Here is a 23,976-nt window from a genome sequence, read left to right on the forward strand (position 1 = left end):
TTATCCCTTGTTCTAATGTTTATTTTTTAAGTGGTGCAAATTGTTCAAAAATACTGGAAAAATCTCGACGACCATTGCCTTGTCTTGCATGATTAACATACAAGCTACGGGCTAAAGCGCCCATTGGCGTACTGGAATTGCTCAGTAATGCCGCTTCTTGCGATAGACCAAGATCTTTAACCATCAAATCTACCATAAAGCCGCCCTCATAGCCCTTAGAAGAAGGTACGGTTTCCATCACGCCTGGGCAGGGATTGTACTTATCTAACGTCCAATTACCACCACTACTGACCTTCATTATGTCTGATAACACTTTAGGATCTAGACCATGATCAACGCCCATTTGCAACGCTTCAGACGTGCCAACCATCAACACGGATAACAGCATGTTATTGCAAATTTTAGCGACTTGCCCCGCACCCGCACCGCCGGCATGGAATATGTTCATTCCCATGGCTTTTAATACGGGCTGTGCGCGCTCAAACGCCGCATCGGAGCCGCCACAAATAAAGGTTAAACTGCCAGCAGCGGCACCTGCTGTGCCGCCAGAAACTGGCGCATCCATAAATTCGATACCACTTTTTGCCGCCTCTGCCGCGACTAATTGCGCACTTTGCGCATCGATGGTCGAGCAATCGATCAGTAAAGTATCGCCAGCAACCACGTCGAGCAAACCTTTGTCTGAACCATTACCTAAATATAAGTTTTTCACATGCTTACCCGCAGGCAACATAGTAATCACTACGCTTGCGCCCGCTGCTGCACCGCAAGCGGTACTCGATACAAAAGCCCCTTGATCAGCAAGACTTTTCATCGCTTCGGGGACTAAATCGAATACGCGAACTGTCATGCCCGCTTTTAATAAATTGGCAGCCATTGGGCTACCCATATTGCCAAGACCGATAAATGCGACTGTACTCATGCTGACACTCCTGTGTGCTGTTCTTTTTATATGGTGATAATGTTGTCACTACCACAGAGTAAAACGCGCATGACTGAGTTTAATTTGTATAAACCCAGCCATTAAACCAATTCAACACTTAGCTTAATTGATTAAAGGGATGCGCCTCGCCCCACGGGGACGTTAATATTTGCTCAATAATGGCCGTAGGCACTGAGTTAACATCCTTAAAGCGCCACTGGGGTTGCTTGTCTTTATCGATCAACAATGCCCGCACGCCTTCACAGAAATCACCGTGAGCACACACATTGACGCTGGCGGTTAATTCCCATTTAAAACATTGGGCTAGACTTAACTTAGTACCAAGTTGTGCTTGGCTATAAACCAAATGCCAACTAATAGGACTGCCCGCAAGGAAAGTATCTCTCGCCTTTAGTAACCAAGCATCATTAGACACCAGAGTCGACATACGCGTGGCGATATCCGTTAAGCTGCCCGCCATGAGTCTATCGATAATGTCTTGGCTGCCAGCCAGTATGCTATCGCCCTTAGGAATATCAACTTGGTTAGACAACTCATTGATCATGCTGTCTAAACGTTGATGATTGAGCGCTGGTATATCGCTCCAATCTAAGGTGGCCATAGCATCAAACATCAGTTCTTTGTCATCACGATTCAAATAATGATCCGCAAGGCCAACATAACAGGCATCAGCTGCTTTCATTTGATAGGCGGTGAGCCCTAAAAATAGCCCCATTTTACCTGGCATGCGGTTAAGAAAATAACTGCCGCCGACATCGGGGTAAAGCCCAATGGAGACTTCAGGCATAGCAATGCGCGATGTTTCAGTGACGACTCTGTGGCTGCCACCCGCCATCAAACCGAGCCCGCCGCCCATGACAATGCCGTCGCCCCACACCAACACAGGCTTGCCAAAGGTATGCAGTAGATAATCGAGACGATATTCCTCTTCGAAGAAAACCTTTGCCTCCTCAGTCACTTGCCCCTTCGCGGCAATGGATGCATGGTATAAAGCACGCACATCACCCCCAGCACAAAATGCCTTATCACCGCTGCCATCTAACACGATACAAGCGATAAGCGAATCTTTCTTCCAAAGATTAAGCTGCGCCGTCATAGCGCGCACCATGTCTAAATCTAAAGCGTTGAGGGACTTTTCCACATTGAGCGTAACCACCCCAACCAACTTGCCAGAAGCGGTGGCTAAGGTTTGGAACACCACGTTTTGCATGGTCGTGGCCTGATGTGCGGCACTTTTTAATGCGTTATCTACTACATTAGTCATTAGCGGTTCTTCCAATCAGCTTTACGTTTACCCAAAAACGCGTTTACGCCTTCGGCCTGATCTTCGGTATCAAACAACCCGACAAATAATTCACGTTCAAGCGGCAGCGCTTGGTTGCGCACCATATTACGACCGGCTTGAATGAGTGTCTTACACGCTGCTACGCTGCTTGGGCTTTGATTAGCCACTTTAGCGGCTAACGCTATCGCAGTATTAAGTGCCTCGCCCGTTTCAACCACTTCTTCGACTAAACGTAAACCCAATGCTTTGGTCGCATCAATACGCTCACCGCATAAAATCATCCGCTTAGCCCAACCTTCACCGACTAATGCGGTCAAATTTTGGGTCCCGCCCGCACAGGGTAATAAGCCGACAGTTGCCTCAGGCAATGCCATTACAGCTTGGGTCTCAGCGATACGAATATCGCAAGCTAATGCCACTTCTAAGCCACCACCCATGGCGTAACCATTAATGGCCGCAATCGACACACCGCGAAATTGGCTTAAGGTTTCAAAGGCTTCACCAAAATGCTTAGCCATCGCCGCGGCATTGTCTTTATTACCGTCGCTAAATAGCTTTAAGTCCGCACCAGCAGAAAAGAACTTTTGTCCCTGGCCGGTTAACACTAAGGCATAAATGTCTTTATTGGCATTGAGCGCCAGCACTTTGGCTTTAAGCGCCTGTAAACTCTCGGCGGTCCAAGTGTTTGCCGGTGGATTATTCATCGTCAGTATGGCCGTATGACCTTCGATGCGTTCAACTAAATATTCCATTTCTATAGACTCCTTTTATGTTATCGCCTACCGGTAATCCACGCATCTTGCGAGCTGATTTACAGGATTTGTCCTGCATTTTCATCGAGTAAACGACGAGCGATAATCAAGCGCATAATTTCGTTGGTGCCTTCTAAAATCTGGTGTACACGCACATCACGGAAATGACGTTCTAGCGGGTACTCCCTTATATAACCATATCCGCCGTGAATTTGCAGCGCTGCATCGCAAACCTGAAAACCCACATCGGTGGCAAAACGTTTCGCCATGGCGCAATAAGCCGTGGCTTCTGGATCGCCACTATCTAATTTAAAAGCGGCAAGACGTACAATTTGGCGCGCAGCAACTAATTCAGTGGCCATATCGGCGAGCTTAAATTGTAAGGCTTGAAAAGCCGCCAACGGCTTACCAAATTGCTGGCGCTCATTCATATATTGGGTGGCACGCTCAAGTGCTGCTTGCGCCGTGCCCACTGAACAGGTCGCGATATTGATGCGACCACCATCTAAGCCTTTCATTGCAAAGGTAAAACCTTGGCCTTCTTCGCCAAGTAAGTTTTCCACCGGTACGCGCACGTTTTCAAAGGTAATTTGACGCGTGGGCTGGGCATTCCAACCCATTTTATCTTCCGCTTTACCATAAATAACGCCAGCGGCGTCGGCTGGAATAGCAATGGCAGAGATTCCCTTTGGCCCCGCTTGTCCTGTGCGGCACATCACCACGAGTAACTCTGTGGCGCCTGCTCCAGAGATAAACACTTTAGAGCCCGAAATCACATATTCATCACCGTCACGCACAGCTTTAGTTTGTAATGAGGCGGCGTCCGATCCCGCCCCCGGCTCAGTTAAGCAATAGGACGCTAACATTTGCCCTGTAGTTAACGGCTCAGACCATGTCTGACGCAGGGTTTCAGTCCCCCAAGTCGTCACCATCCAAGTGGCCATATTGTGAATGGTTAACATGGCAGTCGTCGCCGTGCAGCCTTTGGCGAGCTCTTCAAAAATAATCGACGCATCGAGGCGCGATAATCCCATACCGCCTTCAGATTCAGGCGAATAGAGCGAGCAAAAACCGAGTTCGCCGGCTTTTTGGATCACATCTTTCGGAAAATGATGTTCTTCATCCCATTTGGCTGCAAACGGGGTTAACTCTTCTGCGGCAAACTGGCGCGCAAGTTCAGCAAATTGACGTTGGTCATCGTTGAAATTAAAATCCATTTGGTTCTCCTATGACTCTGTGGCCACTTATTTTATTTAATAGACTGGCGCCTTAAGGGCGCCGTCTAGTCAGTAAGATAGTTAAATAAACAACCGCTAATGTAATGTTTCTACATCTATTTTTAACGTAAGTTAATACTCATATTGGGTGCGGTAGCGATGGCAATATCAGACTCAAACCAACGAGAGGTAATGGTCTTAGTCTCAGTATAAAAACGCACCGCTTGCTTACCATAAGCATGTTGATCGCCATAGAAACTGCCCTTCCAACCGGTAAATGAGAAGAAGGGTAATGGCACTGGAATCGGCACGTTAATCCCCACTTGGCCTACTTCCACTTCATGCTGATATTTACGCGCCGCTGCGCCGCTAGCAGTAAAAATAGAGGTGCCGTTACCGTAGGGGCTAGCATTAACCAGCTCAATGGCTTCATCTAAAGAGTCCGATTCCATACAACATAATACTGGGCCGAAGATTTCTTCTTTGTAGATGCTCATGTCGGTCGTGACTTTAATGAACATGGTTGGGCCAACCCAGTTCCCCTCTTCATAGCCTTTAACCGTAAAATGACTGCCGTCAAGCACGCACTCTGCCCCTTCTTCTTTACCTTGAGCAATCAGCTTAAGCACACGCGCTTTGGCAGCTGGGCTAATAACAGGACCATAGCCAGCTTCTTTGTCGTCCCATAAACCTGGGCGAACCTTAGCTAACGCATCTTTAAGTTCTGGGATCCACTCTTTAGCCACACCCACAAATATCGCTACCGATAGCGCCATACAACGCTGACCCGCCGCGCCCACAGAAGCACCAACTAAATTGTTGATCACTTGCTGTTTGTTGGCATCAGGCATAATAACGCAGTGGTTTTTTGCGCCAGCAAACGCCTGTACACGTTTTAAGTTATCGGTACCGGTTTTATAAATATATTGCCCAACAGCGACTGAACCGACGAAAGAAATGGCTTTAATGGCTGGGTCGGCAAGTAGAATATCAACCGCCGTTTTGTCGCCATGCACTAACTGTAATACGCCCTTAGGCGCACCTGCTTCAACAAACAGCTCAACTAAACGCTGCGGCGTCATTGGATCTTGCTCTGACGGTTTTAAAATAAAGGTATTACCGCAGGCAATCGCTAATGGGAACATCCATAACGGGATCATTGCAGGGAAGTTAAACGGTGTAATACCCGCACACACGCCCAGCGGTTGAGTGTAGCTGTAGGTATCAATTGAGCGCGCGACGTTTTCAACGGTTTCGCCCATCAATAATGACGCTACGTTACAAGCGTGCTCTACCACTTCAATACCGCGCCACACATCGCCCTTAGCATCTTCAAAGGTTTTACCGGTTTCCTTTGCAAGAATGGTCGCCAGCTCATCGTGGTGTTCTTTTAATAAATGCTGATAACGCAACATGACTCGCGCACGCTCAGACACAGGCACTTCTTTCCAGGTTTTAAATGCCGCTTTAGCACTAGCAATAGCCGCATGGACTTCTGCAGTCGTGGCCGCATTGATTACTGCGATAGGCTGATTATTCGCCGGATTAGTCACAGTAATCTGTGATGTACCCGTACCATGGGTAAACTCACCGTCAATGTAATGCTTTACTTGTATGGTCATGTTGCAATCCTTTCTTTGTAGAGTGATGAGCTGGCGGTGCGATATTATGATTATCCTCAAGGGAAGTGATTGCCCTTGCCAGCCGTCTTGTTGATTTATCTAAAACTAAACCGATAACTTATATTTCGATGGCCATCGCAGTTGCTTCGCCGCCGCCAATACATAACGAAGCCACACCACGCTTAAGGCCGCGGGCTTTTAATGCATAGATTAAGGTCACCAGCAAACGTGAGCCCGAGCAACCAATCGGATGACCTAAAGCGCAGGCGCCGCCATTAACGTTAACTTTTGCGTTATCTAAACCTAATTCAGATACGGCAAGCATAGTCACCATGGCGAAGGCTTCGTTAATTTCGAATAAATCGACGTCATCCTTTGACCAGCCGACATTAGCCAGTAATGTTGTCATTGCGCCAACGGGCGCAGTGGTAAAGAGTGCAGGCTCTTGAGCGTGGGTGGTATGGCCTTTAATGGTGGCTAACACAGTTAAACCTAAACGCTCAGCTTCGCCGCGCGAGGTCAACATAAGCGCCGCCGCGCCGTCGGAAATTGAACTAGAGTTTGCTGCGGTAATAGTGCCATCTTTAGTAAAAGCTGGGCGTAACGTAGGGATTTTTTCAAGACGGGCATTACCGGGCTGCTCGTCGGTATCAATTGTCACATCACCACGACGATCACTGATGGTGACTGGCGAAATTTCGGTTTTAAAGGCTCCAGAGTTAATAGCGGCATTAGCTTTCTCTAACGAACTGAGGGCAAAAGCGTCCATCTGCTCACGGGTAATGCCAAATTCATCGGCGGTTTTCTGGGCAAAGGTGCCCATAGCACCACCGGTGTAGGCATCTTCTAACCCATCTAAAAACATATGGTCAAGCACTTTACCATGGCCCATACGCATGCCGCCGCGGGCTTTATCCAGCAAATACGGCGCTTGGCTCATGCTCTCCATGCCACCAGCAATCACCACTTTTGCGCTGCCTGCTTTAATCAAATCATGAGCTAACATCACCGTTTTCATGCCTGAACCACAGACTTTATTCACTGTTGTTGCGCCAACAGACAAAGGCAAACCTGCGCCTAAAGTCGCTTGACGCGCGGGTGCTTGGCCCAAACCTGCGGGTAATACGCAGCCCATCAAGACCTCATCAACATGTTCACCCGCCAATTGCGTATCTGCTAACAAGCCTTTAATAGCAGTCGCGGCTAATATGGGGGATGCAACGGATGATAAACTACCTTGAAACCCACCCATTGGGGTGCGTTTTGCGGCAACGATAACGATATCTTGATTTAACTGTTCAGTACTCATTGAAACTCCAACCGATAATGCCAAGCACATCAAAACATGCCCATAGCGAATAAAAAAATCACAATAAAACCACTCTGACGTTTACGCTAACGTAAAGCAAGTATTCCTTGGTCTAATGTGCAGATTTTATCAGGTGAAAATGTCAGTAAGAATTTACAGTAAAGTGGGATTAAGAATAAGAAAGGACAAGTATCGATAAAGTAATAATAATGGCGACTTAGCTAAAAAAGTATTCGCAGTAATGGCTAATCCGTTTGAACTAAAACAGGGTGAAAACTCAACATAAATGGCAAAAAACTATCAAATCCACCCGCCTTTATGCAACAGAGCTAACCTTACTTAGCCGTATGACTTCCAGTAGAGACATCTAGGCTCACATTGTTACTTATCGCCCTCCAAGCACATAATGTGTGCGAACTATCAAGAAAAAGACTAATGCGTTTTACCACCCAACAAGCTCGAGTGGACAGACCAATTAAAGCTTTGATAGAACGATTTGGTAGTTATCGATAAAATCACTATGTTCAACCACATTATTAACATTTTTATCGACCCATTCACATATATCCACAGAGCACAAAGTGGGATACCTTAACTCAGTACTGACATTTAAGAATATAAAATTCAAACGACTGTTCCTATTAGTTAATAATGCCAAATGCTCTACTCGTATACTCACCATCCAGATAACCCTAATTAAAAATAGGAAGGAAAGACATGCTAAATAAGATGACGCTCAAGACACAGTTTATCGGGGTCATCGCGATCCCCTGCATTGCCCTTATCTTAATCAGCTTAACTGCCATCCAAGGCTTGTCTGGTATGCAAGACCAAACTAAAAAACTCGCTGAAAACACTAGTGCACCATTACGCTCAATGGCAGAAGTCGCTTCCCGTATTCCTCGTATGCGAGTGGGCATTGATATCATTATCTTGCAACAAATACCGACAATGAAAGATGAAAAAGGCGTATTAACGCGAGTCCAAGAAACCCGTGCTGAGGATATTCCAGAAATGGAGGCGGCATTAAAATCAGCACGTGACGCACAAGTGAACCCGATCACCTATGCCGAAGTGCAAAAGTTGATCGACATCTTTGAGAAAGTCAAAAGCAACGAACTCATCCCCATGCTTTTGGCAATGGAACAAGGTGACGTCGTAAAATCGCAAGAAATTTATCGCAACCAATTCGCCGCTAGCTATAACGTTATGAGAAAAAACACCAATGCCATTCTTGATTCATTACTTGAGCAGGGTAATACAAGCTTTGTTGACAGCCAGCAAAACTATCAAGATACACGTATGGAAATGTTTACCGTATTAACAATCGCTTTAATCATTTCCATTTTTCTAGGCTTTATTATGCTGCGCCGCTTACGACTTCGCGTGGCAGTTTTACAACAACATATTTCTTCTGCCAGTGACAAACTGGATTTACACAATATGCTCGAGTTAAAAGGACACGACGAACTCAGCGATATTGCTCTACATTTTAATCAGTTTGTTCTTAAGATACGCAGCGCTATTGAAGCCGTGGCAGACAACTCACGCCAACTCGCCCATACTGCTAATGATGTTGCCAGCAAAGCTAAAGCAACCCATAGAAATTGTATTAATGAGCGCGATCGCACCACCCAAATAGCAACAGCTATTCATGAGATGGGTACCACGGTAGAAAACATTGCTGGCAACGCAACTCAAGCTGCCAATGCCGCTAAAGAAGCCGATAATCAAGCGAATAACGGCGCTGCTGTAGTAGCAAAAGCTCGTCAAGGTGTTAGCTCGTTATCAACTGAAATTCAACAAATTAGCACTGATATTACTTCACTTGCGACGCAAACAAATTCCATCGGCAGTATCTTAGATACCATACGCAGTATTTCCGAACAGACTAACTTGTTAGCACTCAATGCAGCAATTGAAGCCGCACGCGCGGGTGAGACTGGTCGAGGTTTTGCCGTTGTGGCTGATGAGGTTAGAAACCTTGCAAGCCGCTCAGCAGCATCAACCAATGAAATTCAAGTTATGATTAATAAGCTACAAGAACAATCATCCAAAACCGTGATCGCAATTAAACGGGGTCATGAACAAAGCAACCTTGTGGTAAAGCAGGCGGATGATGCAAATGATTCGTTAGCGCTCATTACCTCGCATATTGGCCAAATCAGCGATATGAACATTCAGGTGGCCACTGCGACCGAAGAGCAATCTATGGTTGTAACGGAAATAAGTCGTAATGTGGAGGATATAAATCAGTTAACAAGCGAAACATCAGAAATTGCCGATGAGCTAACGGCATCTAGTGCAAACTTACAAAAGCTATCAGTTCACTTAGATAAATTGGTAACACAATTTAAGTTATAAGATTAACCAATAGCAATAAACCACAACAAGCTGAGTGCATTAGCCACGAGGGAGGACTAAAGCACTCAGCGCAATAGCCTGACAAACTTAATCTGATGCATGATTATTTAACGCGATTCCCACGGGGTCATCGCCGTCATATCATTTAAGTCATAAGGGGTTAACTGGTAGACGTAATAGTTAAGCCAATTACTCACCAGTAAACTGCCGTGGCTATGCCAACGAGCAATCGCCTCAGCTTCAGGATTGTCATTGCGATAATAGTTTTGTGGTACATCGGGATTTAAGTTTTGGGCTAAGTCTCGATGATACTCATCATTTAACGTCGATTTTTGATACTCAGGATGACCCATCACAAACAAGTTGCGGTTATTACGGCTTAATACTAAATAAGCCCCCGCCTCATCGGACTCGGCTAATACTTGCAGCTGCGGATGTTGTTTAATGTCTTCAAGATTCATTTCAGCAAAACGGGAATGGGGCGCAAAAAACTCGTCATCAAAACCGCGTAACAAAGGAAAATGCTGACAAGTACGACGATGTACAAATACGCCAGAACGCTTTTGTGGCAAAATTTGTCGATTTAAACCATAGAGATGATACAAACCCGCATGGGCTGCCCAGCATAAAAATAGCACTGAGGTGACATGCTCTTGCGACCAGTCAATAATTTCACGTATATGATCCCAGTAGACCACGTCTTCAAAATCAATTTGCCCCAGCGGCGCGCCCGTAATGATCAACCCGTCATAGTTTTTGTGGCGCACGTCTTCAAAATCACGATAAAAGGTATTCATATGATCAATAGAAGTATGTTTGGACTCTTTATCATGAATACGCAGTAAATCAACATCGACTTGCAGTGGCGTATTTCCCAGTAAACGCAATAACTGGGTTTCGGTCTCGATTTTGTTCGGCATCAAGTTCAACATCAGCACCTTCATCGGTCTGATATCTTGATTCGCCGCCCGAGTTTCGGACATCACAAAAATATTTTCGGACTCTAATACCTCTGCCGCGGGCAGATGGTCTGGAATTCTAACCGGCATACAGCGCCTCTTCTGTTCGTAAATATCAACGGATTCGGCGCGTATGTCAGCTCACCTTTAGTGAGCTAATTAATCACCGACTTTTTCCAGCAGTATGGTCATAGGTTCAGTGGCGTTGAGGTCAATAGGATAAGCGTGAGTGTTAATAAACAATAACTTATCACCGAGCATTATCCGTGCACCTATAGCATAACTGTGACCAGGTTGAAATTGATCACTGCCCATCGCAAAACTAAATGGCGCGGGAATCGCAGCCCCTTGTTGCACACGTTCAGCCATCACTATGGCTGGCACATCCATTTTTGAAACATCAAGCAGTTGCACTATGACCTTGGCATCAGCAGGCAGTGCAATGCGTTCGCGATATAAGGCCTGCCCCTTAATCTCAACGATAGCATTGGGCGTTGCACAACCAGATAACACCCCCATGACGGCCATTAATACTAAGGCTGTTAATCTCAGCGCGCTTAAACGCAATCCTGTGTTCATTTTATTTCTCCTAATCATACATAAAGACTTCTAGATGTCCATACGCCCAAGCTATAAATCTTGTCTTGGCGCGTATATCTTTCTATCATAAGCCACCATTTCGTTGTCGAAAAAACTATGACTCAAGCAACTGCAATCATTGTGGGAGCTAGCTCACAATTAAGTCGTGAACTTGCAAAGCAATTGGCAGATCAACAGGTTGAATTAGCCTTATTCGCCCAAGATCCAGAATCACTGCACGATTTTGCCCTATCCTTGCCAACAAAAGTACAAGTATTTGCACTTCAAATTGAACAGCCTCAAGCGATTATTAATCAACTTGAATCCGTCTGGCAAAATCTTGGCGGCGCGCACTTAGTCTTAGTCAATACTGGCCTCAATAGCTACGATCCTGAGCTACCTTGGTTACCAGAGCAAGATATTATCGATGTCAATGTGCGAGGCTTTGCCGCTATCTGTAATACGGCATTTAGACTATTTCGCGAACAAGGTTATGGACAACTGGCGGCAATAAACTCGATAGCGGGTCTACGTGGTGGGCCAAGCGTGGCTTATCATGCCTCAAAAGCCTTTGGGCAGAATTATCTTGAGGGTCTAAGCATGCATGCACAGCGCCTCAAGTTACCGATTACCATTACCGATATTCAACTCGGTTTACTCGATAAAGCCGCTATGCAGCAAAGTGCAATGTGGCTTGCGCCATTACCACAGGTCGCAGCGCAAATTATCAAGGCGATGAAACAAGGTAAACGCCGCGTTTATGTGACTAAACGCTGGCGCCTCGTTGCTTGGCTTACCGTGTTATTACCCGAGTTTATCTACAACACGCGCCACTGGAAGGCTAAAAAACCAAAATAGTAAGCCGACATAGTAACGGATCAAAATATCGTGTTAAAAGTGCAAAACGAAAAAGGAGCCCAAGGCTCCTTTTTTACGCTTATCTACTCAATAGATTAGAAAGTGTAACCTACGCTTACCATATACACCCAAGGGTCGATATCGGTTTCAATCTTCACTGGAGCTTCTGCTAAATTAAACTTCACGTCAGTACTAATTTGCATATACCACACTGATGCGTTAACTAACCAGTTTTTACTTAATTGATAATCTAAGCCAACCTGCCCAGCAACCCCCCAAGAATTACTCAAGCTAAGATCCGTTAAGGCGCCGTTTAAGTCATTGGTGAATTCACTATCATAAAAGTTAGTGTAATTAACACCAACGCCAATGTAAGGGCGTAGAGCAGATTGAGCATCACCAAAATAGTACTGAGCCACTAATGTAGGAGGCAGTTGCTTAGTGTCAGCAATTTTACCTACGCCTTTTAAAGAAACATCATGGCTAAAAGGCGTTGCCGCTAATAACTCTATGCCTAGGTTATCAGTCAGCATATAGCCGAAGTTGAGCCCTAATTGAGTATTGTTGTTAATAATAAATTCACCGTTTCCAGCGACATCTTGGCTCGACTCATTCGGTGCCACCACAGCAACCCCCGCACGAACAATAATATCGCCCGCTTGGTGAGCCGATACCGAAGCTGAAAAACCAATAGCGAGAAGAGAGGCAGCGACTACAGCAGATACAGTATTTTTACGCATCATCATACTCCATGTATATAACATAAATGATTGTTTGTGATTACATCCATAACGATTTGAGCTCACACTGCCAGAGAAATGACGTGGTTTTATTGATCCAAATCAAATGCGCGCACCAATACCTACTTAGGAGTATTCTCAGCGGGATACCGATCACAAAACCTAAACATTTATCGACAATACTCCTTTAATTATCGTGAGTTAGCGCATATATGCACAAATACAAATGTACATCTTTAGTTGTAGTTCGCTTAAGTGCCGTTAACATTTCAGCTACGTGCGTTCGCAGAATATTGCGCCAATTGGCAGTGGGGTTTAGCGGATAGTTAACGAGTAGAGCGGTGAGAGAGCCAGGTTAGATAACGACAGCGTAGGTTACGCTATTGGTAGGTTATGCTATCGAAAGTTAACTCATTAGTTTGAGTAAAGGATATTGACGTAACCAGCCCTTTGCAGACACTCTTTGCTCAAATATCAGTAAGCTACGTCGAGGGTTTGCACGCAAGGTAAGATTAAACAGTGCATAAAGACCAAAAGGTGCCACCAATTCATAAGATGTTGCACACTGGCTGTGTAAGGACTGCTCAGCAGTAACCTGAGTATTTTTGTCGTACTCGCCAACATCAGAGACACAAATACCAATAGCGGTTTCGAACTCAGGCCAATAGGTCATAGCATCGGCACAGGAAGTATAAGCAGGGTCTTGATTTTTTAAGTGCATACGTGCTTGATTTTTCACCGACCAAGGTAAATCGGGCGCCAATTGTTTAAGGTAAGCTTCAATCGCAGCATCTCGCTCAGGGCGAATATCTAAGGGGCAAAAATAAATCAGATCAATATCGTTAAGCGGGCTCAACTCAAATCCGTGCAAACGATCCCATACCAAATTACGCACAAATCCAGCCGCAATACACCACTGTGGTATGGAATATTGTTTAGCGCACCGTTGAACAATATCAAGCGCCCTCACCCGCTCGTTGTCTTGGCTTATCCACTCCAGTAATCGTGAACGTAACTCAAGCTCTGTTTTTGTTAAAGATGCCAAGTTCACATCAGAATGACTCTGCTCCACCTTAACTGCCCTGCCATAAGTACTCAAATACGTTAAATAGCATCTGCTTGGCGCTCTGGCGCGGCATCGGCAAAGGCATCAAGCTGATTACATTCAGCCCATACGCGCATAATATTGGGGTAAGGCGTTACGTCCACATTAAAACGCTGGGCGTTATATACCTGCGGCACTAAACACAAGTCGGCTAATGTCACGGTATTGCCAAAGCTGTAACGGCCGCTATGTCTGGCTAATAGGACTTCTAAGGCCGCAAAGCCACTCGTTACCCAGTGCTGATACCAAGTATTTTTAGCCGCCTCATCAATACTTAGTGTTTGGGTTAGATATTGTAATACTCGCAGGTTATTTAACGGATGAATTTCACAGGCTATGGTTAGTGCCATTGCGCGCACATGAGCACGCTCAAGCGCTGAAGCGGGCAATAATGGCGCTTGAGGATAGATTTCATCAAGATATTCAATAATGGCTAAAGATTGCGACAATGCCTCAGTATCTAGCTCATCGTCCACCACTAATGTTGGCACTAATTCTAGGGGATTAAGGTCAATATATGGCGCTTGGTGTTGCTCACCGCCATCACGTACCAGATGTACTGAGAACTGCTCGGCTGAAATGCCCTTAAGATTGAGCGCAATGCGAACACGATATGCAGCACTTGAGCGCCAATAACCATACAGTTTCATATTTTTATCTCCTTATCCATTGAACTTGCCAGCCAAACCATTTTATCAATAAACCTTGATATTTAAAGCTGGTTTGGCGATACATTAACGGGGCCATTTAGCCCCGTTAATGTTAATCGATACTGGCAATAATCAATGCCGCGTTAAGCTTTATATTCAACCACTTTTTGATCGATGCAACCAAAAATCGTGACATCGTTATCATCCAGCATTTCGATACGCACAGTGTCACCAAAACGCATGAATGGCGTCGTAGCTTTACCGTCAGCAATCACTTCTAACATGCGTTTTTCCGCTAAACAGCTCGAACCCGCGCTACGGTCATAATTAGAAATGGTGCCAGAACCAATAATTGCGCCAGCGCTCAATGGGCGAGTTTTGGCAACATGTGCAACGAGTTGACTGAAATTAAACGTCATATCAACGCCCGCATTAGGACGGCCAAATAACTCACCGTTTAAGTAGGTGATTAACGGTAAATGCACTTTAGAATCTTCCCAGCGTGCGCCTAATTCATCGGGCGTTATCGCCACAGGTGAAAAACTGCTCGATGGCTTAGATTGGAAGAAACCAAAACCTTTCGCTAGCTCTCCCGGGATTAAATTACGCAGTGAGACATCATTCACGAGCATCAACAACTTAATATGTTGAGCCGCATCATCACTAGTCACGCCCATAGGGACATCATCGGTAATTACCGCGATTTCAGACTCGAAATCGATACCCCAGTCTTCATTGGCCATTTCAATATCGGCTTTAGGGGCGATAAAACTATCGGAGCCCCCTTGGTACACTAAAGGATCTGTCCAGAAGGTTTCTGGCATTTCAGCGCCGCGAGCTTTACGCACTAACTCAACGTGGTTTACATAGGCGCTACCATCAGCCCATTGATAAGCACGAGGTAATGGCGATAAACACTTAGCTTCATCAAAAGCTTGGGCATTATCAAACATACCTTCATTCAGCGCATCGTATAGTTCTTGTAATTGTGGCTTGAGTAAATCCCAACCATCGAGTAATTGCTGCATGGTGTGGGCAATGGCAGGCACGGCAACCGTTTTAGTCAGGTCACGACTCACTAACATTAACTGACCATCTCGGCGACCATTGTTATAACTTGCAAGTTTCATATTGGCTCCAGTACTTTTTTAGCTAGGCGTACAATTTTGGACTATGGGAAAACGCACTGCGCCACCCAACTTAAATTCGACGATTATCATTGACTCATGCTGAACGTTTTGGGCTAACAAAATGTCCGTAATTGTTTACGCTAACGTATTTGCTGCGCGTAGAAATACCCGATACCAGCGAAGATTCCTATAGCGTGAACAAAATCACATCCAAATCAATTATTTTACATTTTGTAAACTAATGATTACGCTTATAAACGCCTTACCATTTTTCAATAGCTAGCCAACTGATATGCCTAAAAAGTCAGCTGTTTAGTGGAACGATACGCTTACATTCAGCGATTAAATCACATCACTAACGACGTTTAGCTATCTGGTATTCACGCAGTTTATTGGCAATTGCGGTATGCGACACACCGAGCTTTTTAGCCAACTGGCGAGTACTTGGATACGCAGGATACAAACGACGTAACAAGTTACCCTCAAACTGCTTCATTGCATCATCGAGATTACCTTCAAACTCATCATCGAAATAACCAAACCCTTCGGCATAAGAGGGAAGTTTTAGCTGCTCTACCGTCAATTCTGCCGAACCATCCCACATAGATACCGCTCTGAATACGGCATTTTTTAACTGGCGCACATTACCCGGCCAAGCATAAGTGAGTAAATGTTCACGGCACTGGGCTGAAATCCGCCTAACTGGACTCGATAATTGCTGGCTGTAATGTTCGAGGAACATTTCAGTCAATGGAATGATATCAATTTTACGCTCACGTAATGAGGGGATGTGGTAACTCAGCACATGGATGCGATAGTACAAATCTTCCCTAAACTCACCGGTTTGGCATAGCTCAGCGAGATTTTTTTGGGTCGAGCAGATAATACGCACATCTGCACGCACTTCGTCATCGCCACCTATGCGTCTGAAGCTGCCGTCTTGCAGTAAACGTAATAACTTAACTTGGGCAGCCTTTGACATTTCGGCCACTTCATCGAGGAATATCGTCCCCCCTTTGGCCTCTTCAAAAAAGCCGCGTTTGATCACTTTACCTTGGCTGACATAACCAAATAATTCTTCTTCGGCGGCGCTGTCAGGTAAAGCCGCACAGTTAATAGCGATAAAGGGTTTTTCACGGCGCATGCTGGCATCGTGGCTGGCTCTGGCCATGAGCTCTTTGCCAGTACCGGTTTCACCGGTGATCAATAAAGGCGCATCAAGCTGAGCCATCCGCTGCGCTTGCTTAAGCACCTCTTTCATTTTGTCACTGCTAGCTAATACATTCTCAAAGCCAGTCGTTTGATTCTGCAACGCATTGAACTGTTTACCGACTCGTGCGGGAGATTTGAGCGACACCACTGCCCCCACTAAAATGCTTTTTTCATCCTCATCGGGCAGATAAATGGGTAGCATTTCAGCCAAATATTCATTGGGACCAATTTGTACTCGTGCCGCTTGCGGTAACACTTGGCCTTCACTCAACCAACGACTGAAATTAAAGCCTTGTACCCAATGGTTGAGCGATTCTTCGAGCACCTCATGCTCGCCCATACCGATATTGAGCAAGGCAGACTCGTTAACAATACGAATACGGCCTTTGGCATCAATGGAGAACACGGAATCGGGTAAGGTTTTTAACAAGGTCTTGAGCGCGTAATGCTCTTGCTCTGAGGGCATAAACGAAACCGTGCGCACATCATGCACACTTTCCACCTTACGAATTTGCGGCATTAACGCACTTAAGGTTTCAAAGCCAATTTCGGCAAATTGTAGGTATAAAAAACCCTGATTACTGGCATCAATGGCAATTAAATTAATACCATACTGTTCTAACACAACTAATATATCTTTCGCTAAACCCACGCGATCTTGACAGCTGACTTCCAAGCGCATAATGACTGATATTCCCATTTTTTGATTCGAATTTTGGGGAGAAACCGTGCAGAGCTATTTTTTACGCTCGCCAATAGAACGCATATCGGCTTAGAAAACCAGCTTTACGCAAACGTAAGCGGCAAATTAATAGCAGGGCGTGTATACGTTAAAAGGTTAAATCAAAAGTGGCAAGTCTAGTTTACAGTACGAGCGGAGTTGGAATAACTAAATCAGCGACAAAAAACACTTAACGAGCTGATTTAGTTATTTAAAAAAATTAATCAAATAACTGGTCCGTCTTGGCGGCCATGATGAAATCGTTCTTATGTAACCCTTTTATTGAGTGTGACCACCAAGTTACCGTCACTTTGCCCCACTCAGTAAAAATACCTGGATGATGAAATTCGGCTTCAGCCAAATCTGCCAGCTTATTGGTAAACACCATCGCCAGTTTAAAGTTTTTAAACTTATAGACTCGTTCAAGTTGCATTACGCCATCACGCACTTGTACGCCCCAATCTGGGATCATACGCACCAGCTCTGCCAACTCTTCATCGGTCACTTTAGGTGCATCGGCTTGGCACGCTTCACATTTCATATTCGATAACGCTGTCATACATACTCCTATTGGCAACATCAATAAGGTCAATCCGTTGCACTTTATGCATTACTGATTGAGTGACTCAATCATAAAAAATGAACTCAGTTCACTATATCGGCACTAAGTCACTATCTGGCTAACTCACAGGCTGACTCACTATCTCGCTCACTTTAACTTTTGGTAGATACTTAGGGGTAAACAAACCCAATTGGCGCGCCTTAGTCACATAACTCATGATATCCATTTTGGCGATTTCATCTAGCATATCAATATGTTCAATAACATAATAAATCGGCTGCATGATATCGATACGGTAAGGAGTTCGTAGCACGTCGAGTAAATCAAACGGTTGACGTTCTGCTACTGCACTTTCCATTGCATATAAGGTTTCACCGGGTGAACTTAAAATACCCCCACCATAAATACACAAAGGGCCGTCTTTAGGTTGTAGTAAACCAAATTCAACCGTAAACCAATACAAGCGAGCCAAAAATACCCGATCCTCTTTACTGGCATGCAAACCTAACTGGCCATACATATGCGAGAAATTGGCAAATGAAGGATTGGTCAATAAAGGGCAATGACCAAAAATTTCGTGAAAAATATCGGGCTCTTGTAGATAGTCAAACTCTTCCTTACGGCGAATAAACGTTGCCACAGGAAACTCTTTATTAGCGAGTAATTCAAAAAAACGGCCAAAGGAAATCAGTGCAGGCACCGCTGCGGTTTTCCACCCCGTCGTTACTTGCAGTACTGCATCAATTTCAGCAAGTTGCGGAATACGATCCTTAGGCATAGCTAACGCATCAAGTCCTTGCAGGTATTCCTTGCAAGCTCGTCCTGGGAGATTCACCGCTTGACGGGCGTACAATTGGCTCCATATGTCATGCTCTGCTTGTGGGTATTGAATAAACCCTGTCTCATCGGCTGTGTGAGCGATGTACGCTGTTCCTTTAGTCATAGTCTTCACTTCAGGCTAACTGTTATGACTCCATAGTGATCTAAGCCTTGAATTTTGTTAACTCCCTCACACTTTATTCTTGACCCGCCATTGTGATAAAAACGTAAAGCAAGTATTACAAAATAATTAAAAGTGCACTAAAAACACATATCTCCAATGATGTATTAGATTCACTATGCTAACGTTGCTACAACCCTGCATAAATTTACCGTTAAAATACCGAAATACTCTGATATTTCAGTGTTTGTAAATAGCTTTTCTGTGCAGGTCATTTACAATATTGGCTATTAATCGTATCTCTTTGACCTAAAAGGTTCGCAATGACACAACATCAAATCCGTAAAGCTGTTATTCCTGTCGCAGGCCTTGGCACTCGTATGCTTCCAGCGACTAAAGCCATTCCAAAAGAAATGTTACCTGTTGTTGATAAGCCATTGATCCAGTATGTAGTAAGCGAAGCCATTGCCGCTGGAATTAAAGAAATTGTACTGGTGACTCATGCCAGTAAAAACTCTATCGAAAACCATTTCGATACCAGTTTTGAATTAGAAGCCCAACTTGAACGCCGCGTTAAGCGTCAGTTACTCGAAGCGGTACAATCTATTTGCCCTAAAGATGTCACCATCATCAGCGTACGCCAGTCGCAAGCTAAAGGTTTAGGTCATGCAATTTTATGTGCTAAATCTGTCGTTGGTGACGCGCCATTTGCCGTATTACTACCTGATGTGATTATCGATGAGTCGAGCTGCAATTTACGCACTGATAACTTAGCGGCCATGGTTGCCCTGTTCGATCAAACCCAAGTGGGTCAAATCATGGTTGAAGGCGTGCCACATAATGTTGTCAACCAATATGGTATTGCCGATGTGAATGGCCATGATTTACAACCAGGTGAGTCCGAGCCATTAGCCGAGCTCGTTGAAAAACCAGCTGTAGATGAAGCACCGTCAAATTTGGCCGTTGTAGGCCGTTATGTGTTACCCGCCAGCATTTGGCCACTACTGGCAAAAACACCAGCCGGCGCCGGTGATGAAATTCAATTAACCGATGCTATTGCCATGTTGATGAAGCAAGAAACCGTGAATGCTTATTATATGGAAGGTAAGAGTCACGATTGCGGTAATAAGCAAGGCTACATGCGTGCCAACGTAGAATATGCTCTGCGCCATAGCGAAATTGGTGAAGACTTTGCACAATATTTAAAAACCGTTGTAAAGGGAATGAAGTAATGACGATTTTAGTGACTGGTGGGGCGGGTTATATTGGTACCCACACTGTGGTAGAACTTCTTCATGCGGGTAATGACGTGATTGTATTGGATAACTTGTCTAATTCAAGCATAGAAGCCTTACACAGAGTCGAGCGGATCACAGGCAAAGCAGTCACGTTCTACCAAGGCGATATTCTCAATAAGGCTTTATTACAAAAAGTATTTAGCGACCATGCAATTGATTCGGTTATCCACTTTGCCGGATTAAAAGCTGTGGGTGAATCAGTTGCTAAACCACTCAAGTATTATGAGAATAACGTCACTGGTACCCTTATTCTCTGCCAAGTGATGGCAGAGAATAAAGTGAAAAATCTCGTTTTCAGTTCATCGGCTACCGTGTATGGCGATCCTGCAAGTTTACCTATCACCGAAGACTTCCCAACGGGGGCAACCAATCCCTATGGTCAGTCTAAGTTAATGGTTGAGCATATTCTTGCGGATGTACACAATGCCGATCCGAGCTGGAATATCGCTCGTTTACGCTATTTTAATCCCGTTGGTGCCCATGCCAGTGGTTTAATCGGCGAAGACCCTAACGATATCCCGAATAATTTAATGCCGTTTATTGCCCAAGTTGCCGTAGGTAAACGTACCGCTTTAAGTGTGTTTGGTAATGATTATCCGACTCACGACGGTACGGGTGTGCGTGACTATATCCATGTAGTCGATTTAGCCAATGGTCATTTAAAAGCACTCGCCAAACTAGCGACAAAACCCGGTTTAGTAACATATAACCTAGGCACGGGCAAAGGTTATAGCGTGTTAGATATGGTCAAAGCTTTTGAAAAAGTCTGTAATCGCACTATTGCTTACCAGATTGCGCCACGTCGTCCCGGTGATATTGCCGCTTGTTACGCCGACCCAACCCATGCAAGGGAAGATTTAGGCTGGCAAGCCACGCATACCTTAGAGGATATGGCCAAGAGTAGTTGGCATTGGCAGTCGACTAACCCCACAGGTTATAGCGACTAATTCTATTAATGGCTTGTTGAAATATCTCACCAAGCCATTTTCTTTATCTCTTAGCCTACGAATACCGCTTGAAATGACCTACATTTTCACGGAGCAACATGACTCAAAGTATTAATCACAGTCGTCGCAGCCTCTTTAGTCGTCGTAAAAGTAACGCGATAAGGCCACCTTGGGTACGTGAGGATATCGAATTTACCGATATGTGTACTCGCTGCTCGGCTTGTATTACGGCCTGTGAAACCAAGATTATTATTAAAGGCGATGCTGGCTTTCCAGAAGTGTCCTTCACTAACAATGAATGTACTTTTTGTACTCTGTGCGCCAAAAGCTGTCCTGAGAACATTTTTGATTTAACCCAACCCGCTTGGCATTATAAAGCCTATGTGCAAGAGACTTGTTTAACAAACCATGGGATCTGGTGCCAAAGTTGTAAGGATGCCTGCGAGCCCCGAGCCATCAACTTTGTATTCAGCATTGGCCAAGCCCCTAGCCCTCATATTGATGTTGATTTATGTAACGGTTGCGGTGCCTGTGTCGCGCCTTGCCCTAGCCAAGCCATACATATAAAACTACCCACTGAATAAACCAATAATCCTACGGATGAGTAAACGGTTACTGGGCTAGTTATCTATTATCGGCTACTATCGCGCGCCGATTGAACAGAGTTAATTTATGATGACCTTTATTAAAAAACTGTTTTCCCCAACTCAAAAAAGTACCTCGTTGAGTTTTATTTCCCGTGGCACAAAACTCACCGGTAATATCGAATTAACCGGGGATATACTTATTGGTGGCGATATACAAGGTCAACTTCTATCCCAAGCCAATGTCAGCATAGAGCAAGGCGGTACGATTCATGGCGAAGTAAAGTGTCAAGAATGTATTGTTGATGGATATTTTAAAGGTAGACTCATTTGTGAGCGTTTAGTGATCCAACGTAATGGCGTTGTCAATGGTGAAGTCGCTAGTACTTCAATGCAAATACTTGAAGGCGGCCAATTCATCGGTATGCGGATTAAAGAAGATGCGCCCACTATTTATTCCCATGCAATAGGCCATACTCCTGCGATAGACTCACGTAACCTGCCGCTGACACAAAACGATGTGATTGAATCTCGCTAAATCTTTATGGGTACATCATTAATATATGCTCGCGATGCAAAGTGAGCATTTTTTAACGTTCATTGTGACCGCAAGCATGACTCACACTCCCAAGATTTGACCCTATTACTTCCCCTCTCCCAATTAAAGCCGTTAACAAATTGTTATCTTGCTAAGAAAGATCACAGTTTATCTGCAAAAGTCGTGTTAATTTACTACCAAATTATCATCTTATTTGACACCAGTTCATTCAATGTAAGCTAAAAGTCATCAAGGCAAATTTGTATGCCTAAAAGCGACCTATGAGTAACAAACTTAACGCAGATAAAAAGACAGACGCCCTGTAGCCGCCCGCGACCAGTAATGACAATATGTAAACCTATACAAGGCAAAATACAAAATGAGTAATTTGTTATTAAAACAAATCTGTGAGCTCGATGTTTTTACCTTGCTTGTTTTTAAAAGTATTTTCGATACTGGGCATGCAAATAGCGCAGCTAAAGCACTGAATGTTTCTGCGCCAAAAATTAGCCGCTGTCTCAATGCATTACGTTTTACCTTTAACGATGAACTGTTCTACCGTCGTCAACAGGGACTCAAACCAACCCCATTAGCAGAAAGCCTATATGTTGCTATTTGCCAGTTTACTGAATCAGTTTATCACCTCGAACAATCTGCAACACAAATACAAAATGCGGCAACTCACAGTGACTTACCCTTACACATCGCTGCCAGTAATGGACTACTAAGCTTTTTAGCGCTGCAATTAAGTTCACCCGAAATAGCCCAAAAGTTAGGGAACATATATCTACATAAGTGGCAAGAAAATAGCGCTGAGTTGATCCATGCAGGTGTACTAGATTTTGGTATTACCTTAGACAATGCTGAAAACAAAGAATTAAGCTACACCAAACTTGGCTCAGTTAATGGCGTTTATATTGTAGCGGATAAACAACATCCTCTCTGGCAGATTGAGACCAATATTACCTTAGAGCATATTTGTCGCTATCCATTTTTATTTCAAGAACTCAAAGGTTTCAACAGTAAAATTGACCCCTTAGAGTTATTTTGTCAGCGCCAAGGAATTTTACTACCTGCAGTAGATAAAGTAATCGATAGGGAGGAATGGTATGCACATTTATTAACGATGAAGAGCATCGCTTTTTGCTCCACCATTGATATGCACACAGTAAAACATATGCCTGGACTGCATCTTGAGCGTCTTAGTGACACAGAGCTTAATAGACTCCACGATACTATGATGGCACCACATTATTACCTCATTCAAAAGAAAGCCGTTCATCGGCGATATAGCCAAAGTCAATGTGATCTCGTCGTGTGCTCCTTACTTGCCACGCTAGATACGACGCATCCAGTTGAGAAATAAGCTTAAACCTTACCGTAAGGCAATGCTATTTGGTCGATTTCGTACTCAAAACCTTAACACTATGACTTCACTATAATTTAGATAAAAGCTGTTTAAACCTCGTTTATTTAACTTAACCGAAAATGAATTTCCACTCAGCGCTTAAGTTCAAACATAACAATTGTGACGTTGGTCATGAAAATTGAGCCCAATTTAAATATGTAAAATAGCAAAATTCAAATTTTGCTATTGCCATCTGCGACGGTTAAATCATCGTTCACATAATAGATACAAACTTATAAATACCCCTTTATAA

At 44.3% G+C, this 23,976-nt stretch carries 22 protein-coding genes; 7 read left to right on the forward strand and 15 right to left on the reverse strand.

Annotation, left to right across the window (positions count from 1 at the left end; all coding sequences use genetic code 11):
* Nucleotides 1–19: 19 nt before the first annotated feature.
* From mmsB to L2717_RS01650, 6 genes are all read right to left on the reverse strand, one after another.
* Nucleotides 20–922, reverse strand: a complete 903-nt coding sequence (gene mmsB / locus L2717_RS01625) for a 3-hydroxyisobutyrate dehydrogenase (RefSeq protein WP_248937963.1) — start codon at nucleotides 920–922, stop codon at nucleotides 20–22.
* Between the two features lie 118 nt (nucleotides 923–1,040).
* Complete coding sequence (locus tag L2717_RS01630) at nucleotides 1,041–2,207, reverse strand: enoyl-CoA hydratase/isomerase family protein (protein ID WP_220774975.1); 1,167 nt, start codon at nucleotides 2,205–2,207, stop codon at nucleotides 1,041–1,043.
* Nucleotides 2,207–2,980: an enoyl-CoA hydratase gene (locus L2717_RS01635; RefSeq protein ID WP_220774974.1), complete on the reverse strand. Its 774-nt coding sequence runs from the start codon at nucleotides 2,978–2,980 to the stop codon at nucleotides 2,207–2,209. The genes L2717_RS01630 and L2717_RS01635 overlap by 1 nt, the downstream gene beginning before the upstream one ends.
* 59 nt (nucleotides 2,981–3,039) lie before the next feature.
* Nucleotides 3,040–4,197 carry an acyl-CoA dehydrogenase family protein gene (locus tag L2717_RS01640; RefSeq protein ID WP_220774973.1) on the reverse strand — a complete coding sequence of 386 codons (1,158 nt, stop codon included), beginning with the start codon at nucleotides 4,195–4,197 and terminating at the stop codon, nucleotides 3,040–3,042.
* A 122-nt stretch (nucleotides 4,198–4,319) separates the two neighbouring features.
* Complete coding sequence (locus L2717_RS01645) at nucleotides 4,320–5,819, reverse strand: CoA-acylating methylmalonate-semialdehyde dehydrogenase (RefSeq protein WP_220774178.1); 1,500 nt, start codon at nucleotides 5,817–5,819, stop codon at nucleotides 4,320–4,322.
* A 118-nt stretch (nucleotides 5,820–5,937) separates the two neighbouring features.
* Nucleotides 5,938–7,128: a thiolase family protein gene (locus tag L2717_RS01650; RefSeq protein WP_220774177.1), complete on the reverse strand. Its 1,191-nt coding sequence runs from the start codon at nucleotides 7,126–7,128 to the stop codon at nucleotides 5,938–5,940.
* Nucleotides 7,129–7,845: 717 nt separating this feature from the next.
* Between L2717_RS01650 and L2717_RS01655 the strand changes: the two genes are divergently transcribed.
* The gene (locus L2717_RS01655) at nucleotides 7,846–9,492 is read left to right on the forward strand and encodes a methyl-accepting chemotaxis protein (RefSeq protein ID WP_248937964.1); all 1,647 of its coding nucleotides are present in this window, start codon (nucleotides 7,846–7,848) and stop codon (nucleotides 9,490–9,492) included.
* Between the two features lie 107 nt (nucleotides 9,493–9,599).
* Here the strand turns inward: L2717_RS01655 and metA are convergent, their stop codons facing one another.
* Entirely contained in the window at nucleotides 9,600–10,541 is a 942-nt protein-coding gene (metA, locus tag L2717_RS01660) for a homoserine O-acetyltransferase MetA (RefSeq protein WP_220732606.1), read from the reverse strand.
* Nucleotides 10,542–10,610: 69 nt separating this feature from the next.
* Nucleotides 10,611–11,030: a YbaY family lipoprotein gene (locus tag L2717_RS01665; protein WP_220774175.1), complete on the reverse strand. Its 420-nt coding sequence runs from the start codon at nucleotides 11,028–11,030 to the stop codon at nucleotides 10,611–10,613.
* 117 nt (nucleotides 11,031–11,147) lie between these two features.
* On the opposite strand from L2717_RS01665, the gene L2717_RS01670 reads away from it, so the two are divergent.
* Complete coding sequence (locus L2717_RS01670; protein ID WP_220774174.1) at nucleotides 11,148–11,888, forward strand: SDR family NAD(P)-dependent oxidoreductase; 741 nt, start codon at nucleotides 11,148–11,150, stop codon at nucleotides 11,886–11,888.
* A 95-nt stretch (nucleotides 11,889–11,983) separates the two neighbouring features.
* Here L2717_RS01670 and ompW read toward each other — a convergent pair whose 3' ends face one another.
* From ompW to phhA, 7 genes are all read right to left on the reverse strand, one after another.
* Nucleotides 11,984–12,631: an outer membrane protein OmpW gene (ompW, locus tag L2717_RS01675; RefSeq protein ID WP_220732617.1), complete on the reverse strand. Its 648-nt coding sequence runs from the start codon at nucleotides 12,629–12,631 to the stop codon at nucleotides 11,984–11,986.
* A gap of 403 nt (nucleotides 12,632–13,034) precedes the next feature.
* Nucleotides 13,035–13,700 carry a nucleotidyltransferase family protein gene (locus L2717_RS01680; RefSeq protein ID WP_220774173.1) on the reverse strand — a complete coding sequence of 222 codons (666 nt, stop codon included), beginning with the start codon at nucleotides 13,698–13,700 and terminating at the stop codon, nucleotides 13,035–13,037.
* Nucleotides 13,701–13,732: 32 nt separating this feature from the next.
* On the reverse strand, nucleotides 13,733–14,383 hold the full coding sequence (maiA, locus tag L2717_RS01685) for a maleylacetoacetate isomerase (protein ID WP_220774172.1): 651 nt from the start codon (nucleotides 14,381–14,383) through the stop codon (nucleotides 13,733–13,735).
* Between the two features lie 143 nt (nucleotides 14,384–14,526).
* On the reverse strand, nucleotides 14,527–15,513 hold the full coding sequence (locus L2717_RS01690; protein ID WP_220774171.1) for a fumarylacetoacetate hydrolase family protein: 987 nt from the start codon (nucleotides 15,511–15,513) through the stop codon (nucleotides 14,527–14,529).
* A gap of 355 nt (nucleotides 15,514–15,868) precedes the next feature.
* Complete coding sequence (gene tyrR, locus L2717_RS01695; RefSeq protein WP_107882244.1) at nucleotides 15,869–17,407, reverse strand: transcriptional regulator TyrR; 1,539 nt, start codon at nucleotides 17,405–17,407, stop codon at nucleotides 15,869–15,871.
* 259 nt (nucleotides 17,408–17,666) lie between these two features.
* Entirely contained in the window at nucleotides 17,667–18,005 is a 339-nt protein-coding gene (locus L2717_RS01700; RefSeq protein ID WP_076496760.1) for a 4a-hydroxytetrahydrobiopterin dehydratase, read from the reverse strand.
* 121 nt (nucleotides 18,006–18,126) lie between these two features.
* Nucleotides 18,127–18,951 carry a phenylalanine 4-monooxygenase gene (gene phhA / locus L2717_RS01705; RefSeq protein WP_220774170.1) on the reverse strand — a complete coding sequence of 275 codons (825 nt, stop codon included), beginning with the start codon at nucleotides 18,949–18,951 and terminating at the stop codon, nucleotides 18,127–18,129.
* Between the two features lie 320 nt (nucleotides 18,952–19,271).
* Between phhA and galU the strand changes: the two genes are divergently transcribed.
* The 5 genes from galU to L2717_RS01730 all read left to right on the forward strand — a co-directional run bounded on the left by galU (nucleotide 19,272) and on the right by L2717_RS01730 (nucleotide 23,681).
* Nucleotides 19,272–20,180, forward strand: a complete 909-nt coding sequence (galU, locus tag L2717_RS01710; RefSeq protein ID WP_220773901.1) for a UTP--glucose-1-phosphate uridylyltransferase GalU — start codon at nucleotides 19,272–19,274, stop codon at nucleotides 20,178–20,180.
* Nucleotides 20,180–21,193: a UDP-glucose 4-epimerase GalE gene (galE, locus tag L2717_RS01715; protein WP_220773900.1), complete on the forward strand. Its 1,014-nt coding sequence runs from the start codon at nucleotides 20,180–20,182 to the stop codon at nucleotides 21,191–21,193. Before galU ends, galE begins: the two co-directional genes overlap by 1 nt.
* 98 nt (nucleotides 21,194–21,291) lie before the next feature.
* Entirely contained in the window at nucleotides 21,292–21,777 is a 486-nt protein-coding gene (gene napF / locus L2717_RS01720; RefSeq protein ID WP_107882238.1) for a ferredoxin-type protein NapF, read from the forward strand.
* Between the two features lie 88 nt (nucleotides 21,778–21,865).
* Nucleotides 21,866–22,315: a bactofilin family protein gene (locus tag L2717_RS01725; protein ID WP_220773899.1), complete on the forward strand. Its 450-nt coding sequence runs from the start codon at nucleotides 21,866–21,868 to the stop codon at nucleotides 22,313–22,315.
* Between the two features lie 379 nt (nucleotides 22,316–22,694).
* Entirely contained in the window at nucleotides 22,695–23,681 is a 987-nt protein-coding gene (locus L2717_RS01730; RefSeq protein WP_220773898.1) for a LysR family transcriptional regulator, read from the forward strand.
* Nucleotides 23,682–23,976 lie beyond the last annotated feature (295 nt).

Origin of the sequence: Shewanella glacialipiscicola, from assembly GCF_023283485.1 — a bacterium.
GTDB lineage: Bacteria > Pseudomonadota > Gammaproteobacteria > Enterobacterales > Shewanellaceae > Shewanella > Shewanella glacialipiscicola.

Bases quoted from the DNA above. Each gene is read 5' to 3' on its own strand.
- galE (WP_220773900.1), top strand. From the start codon at position 20,180: ATGACGATTTTAGTGACTGGTGGGGCGGGTTATATTGGTACCCACACT.
- L2717_RS01640 (WP_220774973.1), bottom strand. From the start codon at position 4,197: ATGGATTTTAATTTCAACGATGACCAACGTCAATTTGCTGAACTTGCG.
- L2717_RS01725 (WP_220773899.1), top strand. From the start codon at position 21,866: ATGATGACCTTTATTAAAAAACTGTTTTCCCCAACTCAAAAAAGTACC.
- ompW (WP_220732617.1), bottom strand. From the start codon at position 12,631: ATGATGCGTAAAAATACTGTATCTGCTGTAGTCGCTGCCTCTCTTCTC.
- L2717_RS01665 (WP_220774175.1), bottom strand. From the start codon at position 11,030: ATGAACACAGGATTGCGTTTAAGCGCGCTGAGATTAACAGCCTTAGTA.
- L2717_RS01635 (WP_220774974.1), bottom strand. From the start codon at position 2,980: ATGGAATATTTAGTTGAACGCATCGAAGGTCATACGGCCATACTGACG.
- L2717_RS01630 (WP_220774975.1), bottom strand. From the start codon at position 2,207: ATGACTAATGTAGTAGATAACGCATTAAAAAGTGCCGCACATCAGGCC.
- L2717_RS01650 (WP_220774177.1), bottom strand. From the start codon at position 7,128: ATGAGTACTGAACAGTTAAATCAAGATATCGTTATCGTTGCCGCAAAA.
- maiA (WP_220774172.1), bottom strand. From the start codon at position 14,383: ATGAAACTGTATGGTTATTGGCGCTCAAGTGCTGCATATCGTGTTCGC.
- L2717_RS01645 (WP_220774178.1), bottom strand. From the start codon at position 5,819: ATGACCATACAAGTAAAGCATTACATTGACGGTGAGTTTACCCATGGT.
- L2717_RS01730 (WP_220773898.1), top strand. From the start codon at position 22,695: ATGAGTAATTTGTTATTAAAACAAATCTGTGAGCTCGATGTTTTTACC.
- L2717_RS01670 (WP_220774174.1), top strand. From the start codon at position 11,148: ATGACTCAAGCAACTGCAATCATTGTGGGAGCTAGCTCACAATTAAGT.
- L2717_RS01700 (WP_076496760.1), bottom strand. From the start codon at position 18,005: ATGACAGCGTTATCGAATATGAAATGTGAAGCGTGCCAAGCCGATGCA.
- metA (WP_220732606.1), bottom strand. From the start codon at position 10,541: ATGCCGGTTAGAATTCCAGACCATCTGCCCGCGGCAGAGGTATTAGAG.
- galU (WP_220773901.1), top strand. From the start codon at position 19,272: ATGACACAACATCAAATCCGTAAAGCTGTTATTCCTGTCGCAGGCCTT.
- L2717_RS01655 (WP_248937964.1), top strand. From the start codon at position 7,846: ATGCTAAATAAGATGACGCTCAAGACACAGTTTATCGGGGTCATCGCG.
- tyrR (WP_107882244.1), bottom strand. From the start codon at position 17,407: ATGCGCTTGGAAGTCAGCTGTCAAGATCGCGTGGGTTTAGCGAAAGAT.
- phhA (WP_220774170.1), bottom strand. From the start codon at position 18,951: ATGACTAAAGGAACAGCGTACATCGCTCACACAGCCGATGAGACAGGG.
- L2717_RS01690 (WP_220774171.1), bottom strand. From the start codon at position 15,513: ATGAAACTTGCAAGTTATAACAATGGTCGCCGAGATGGTCAGTTAATG.
- mmsB (WP_248937963.1), bottom strand. From the start codon at position 922: ATGAGTACAGTCGCATTTATCGGTCTTGGCAATATGGGTAGCCCAATG.
- napF (WP_107882238.1), top strand. From the start codon at position 21,292: ATGACTCAAAGTATTAATCACAGTCGTCGCAGCCTCTTTAGTCGTCGT.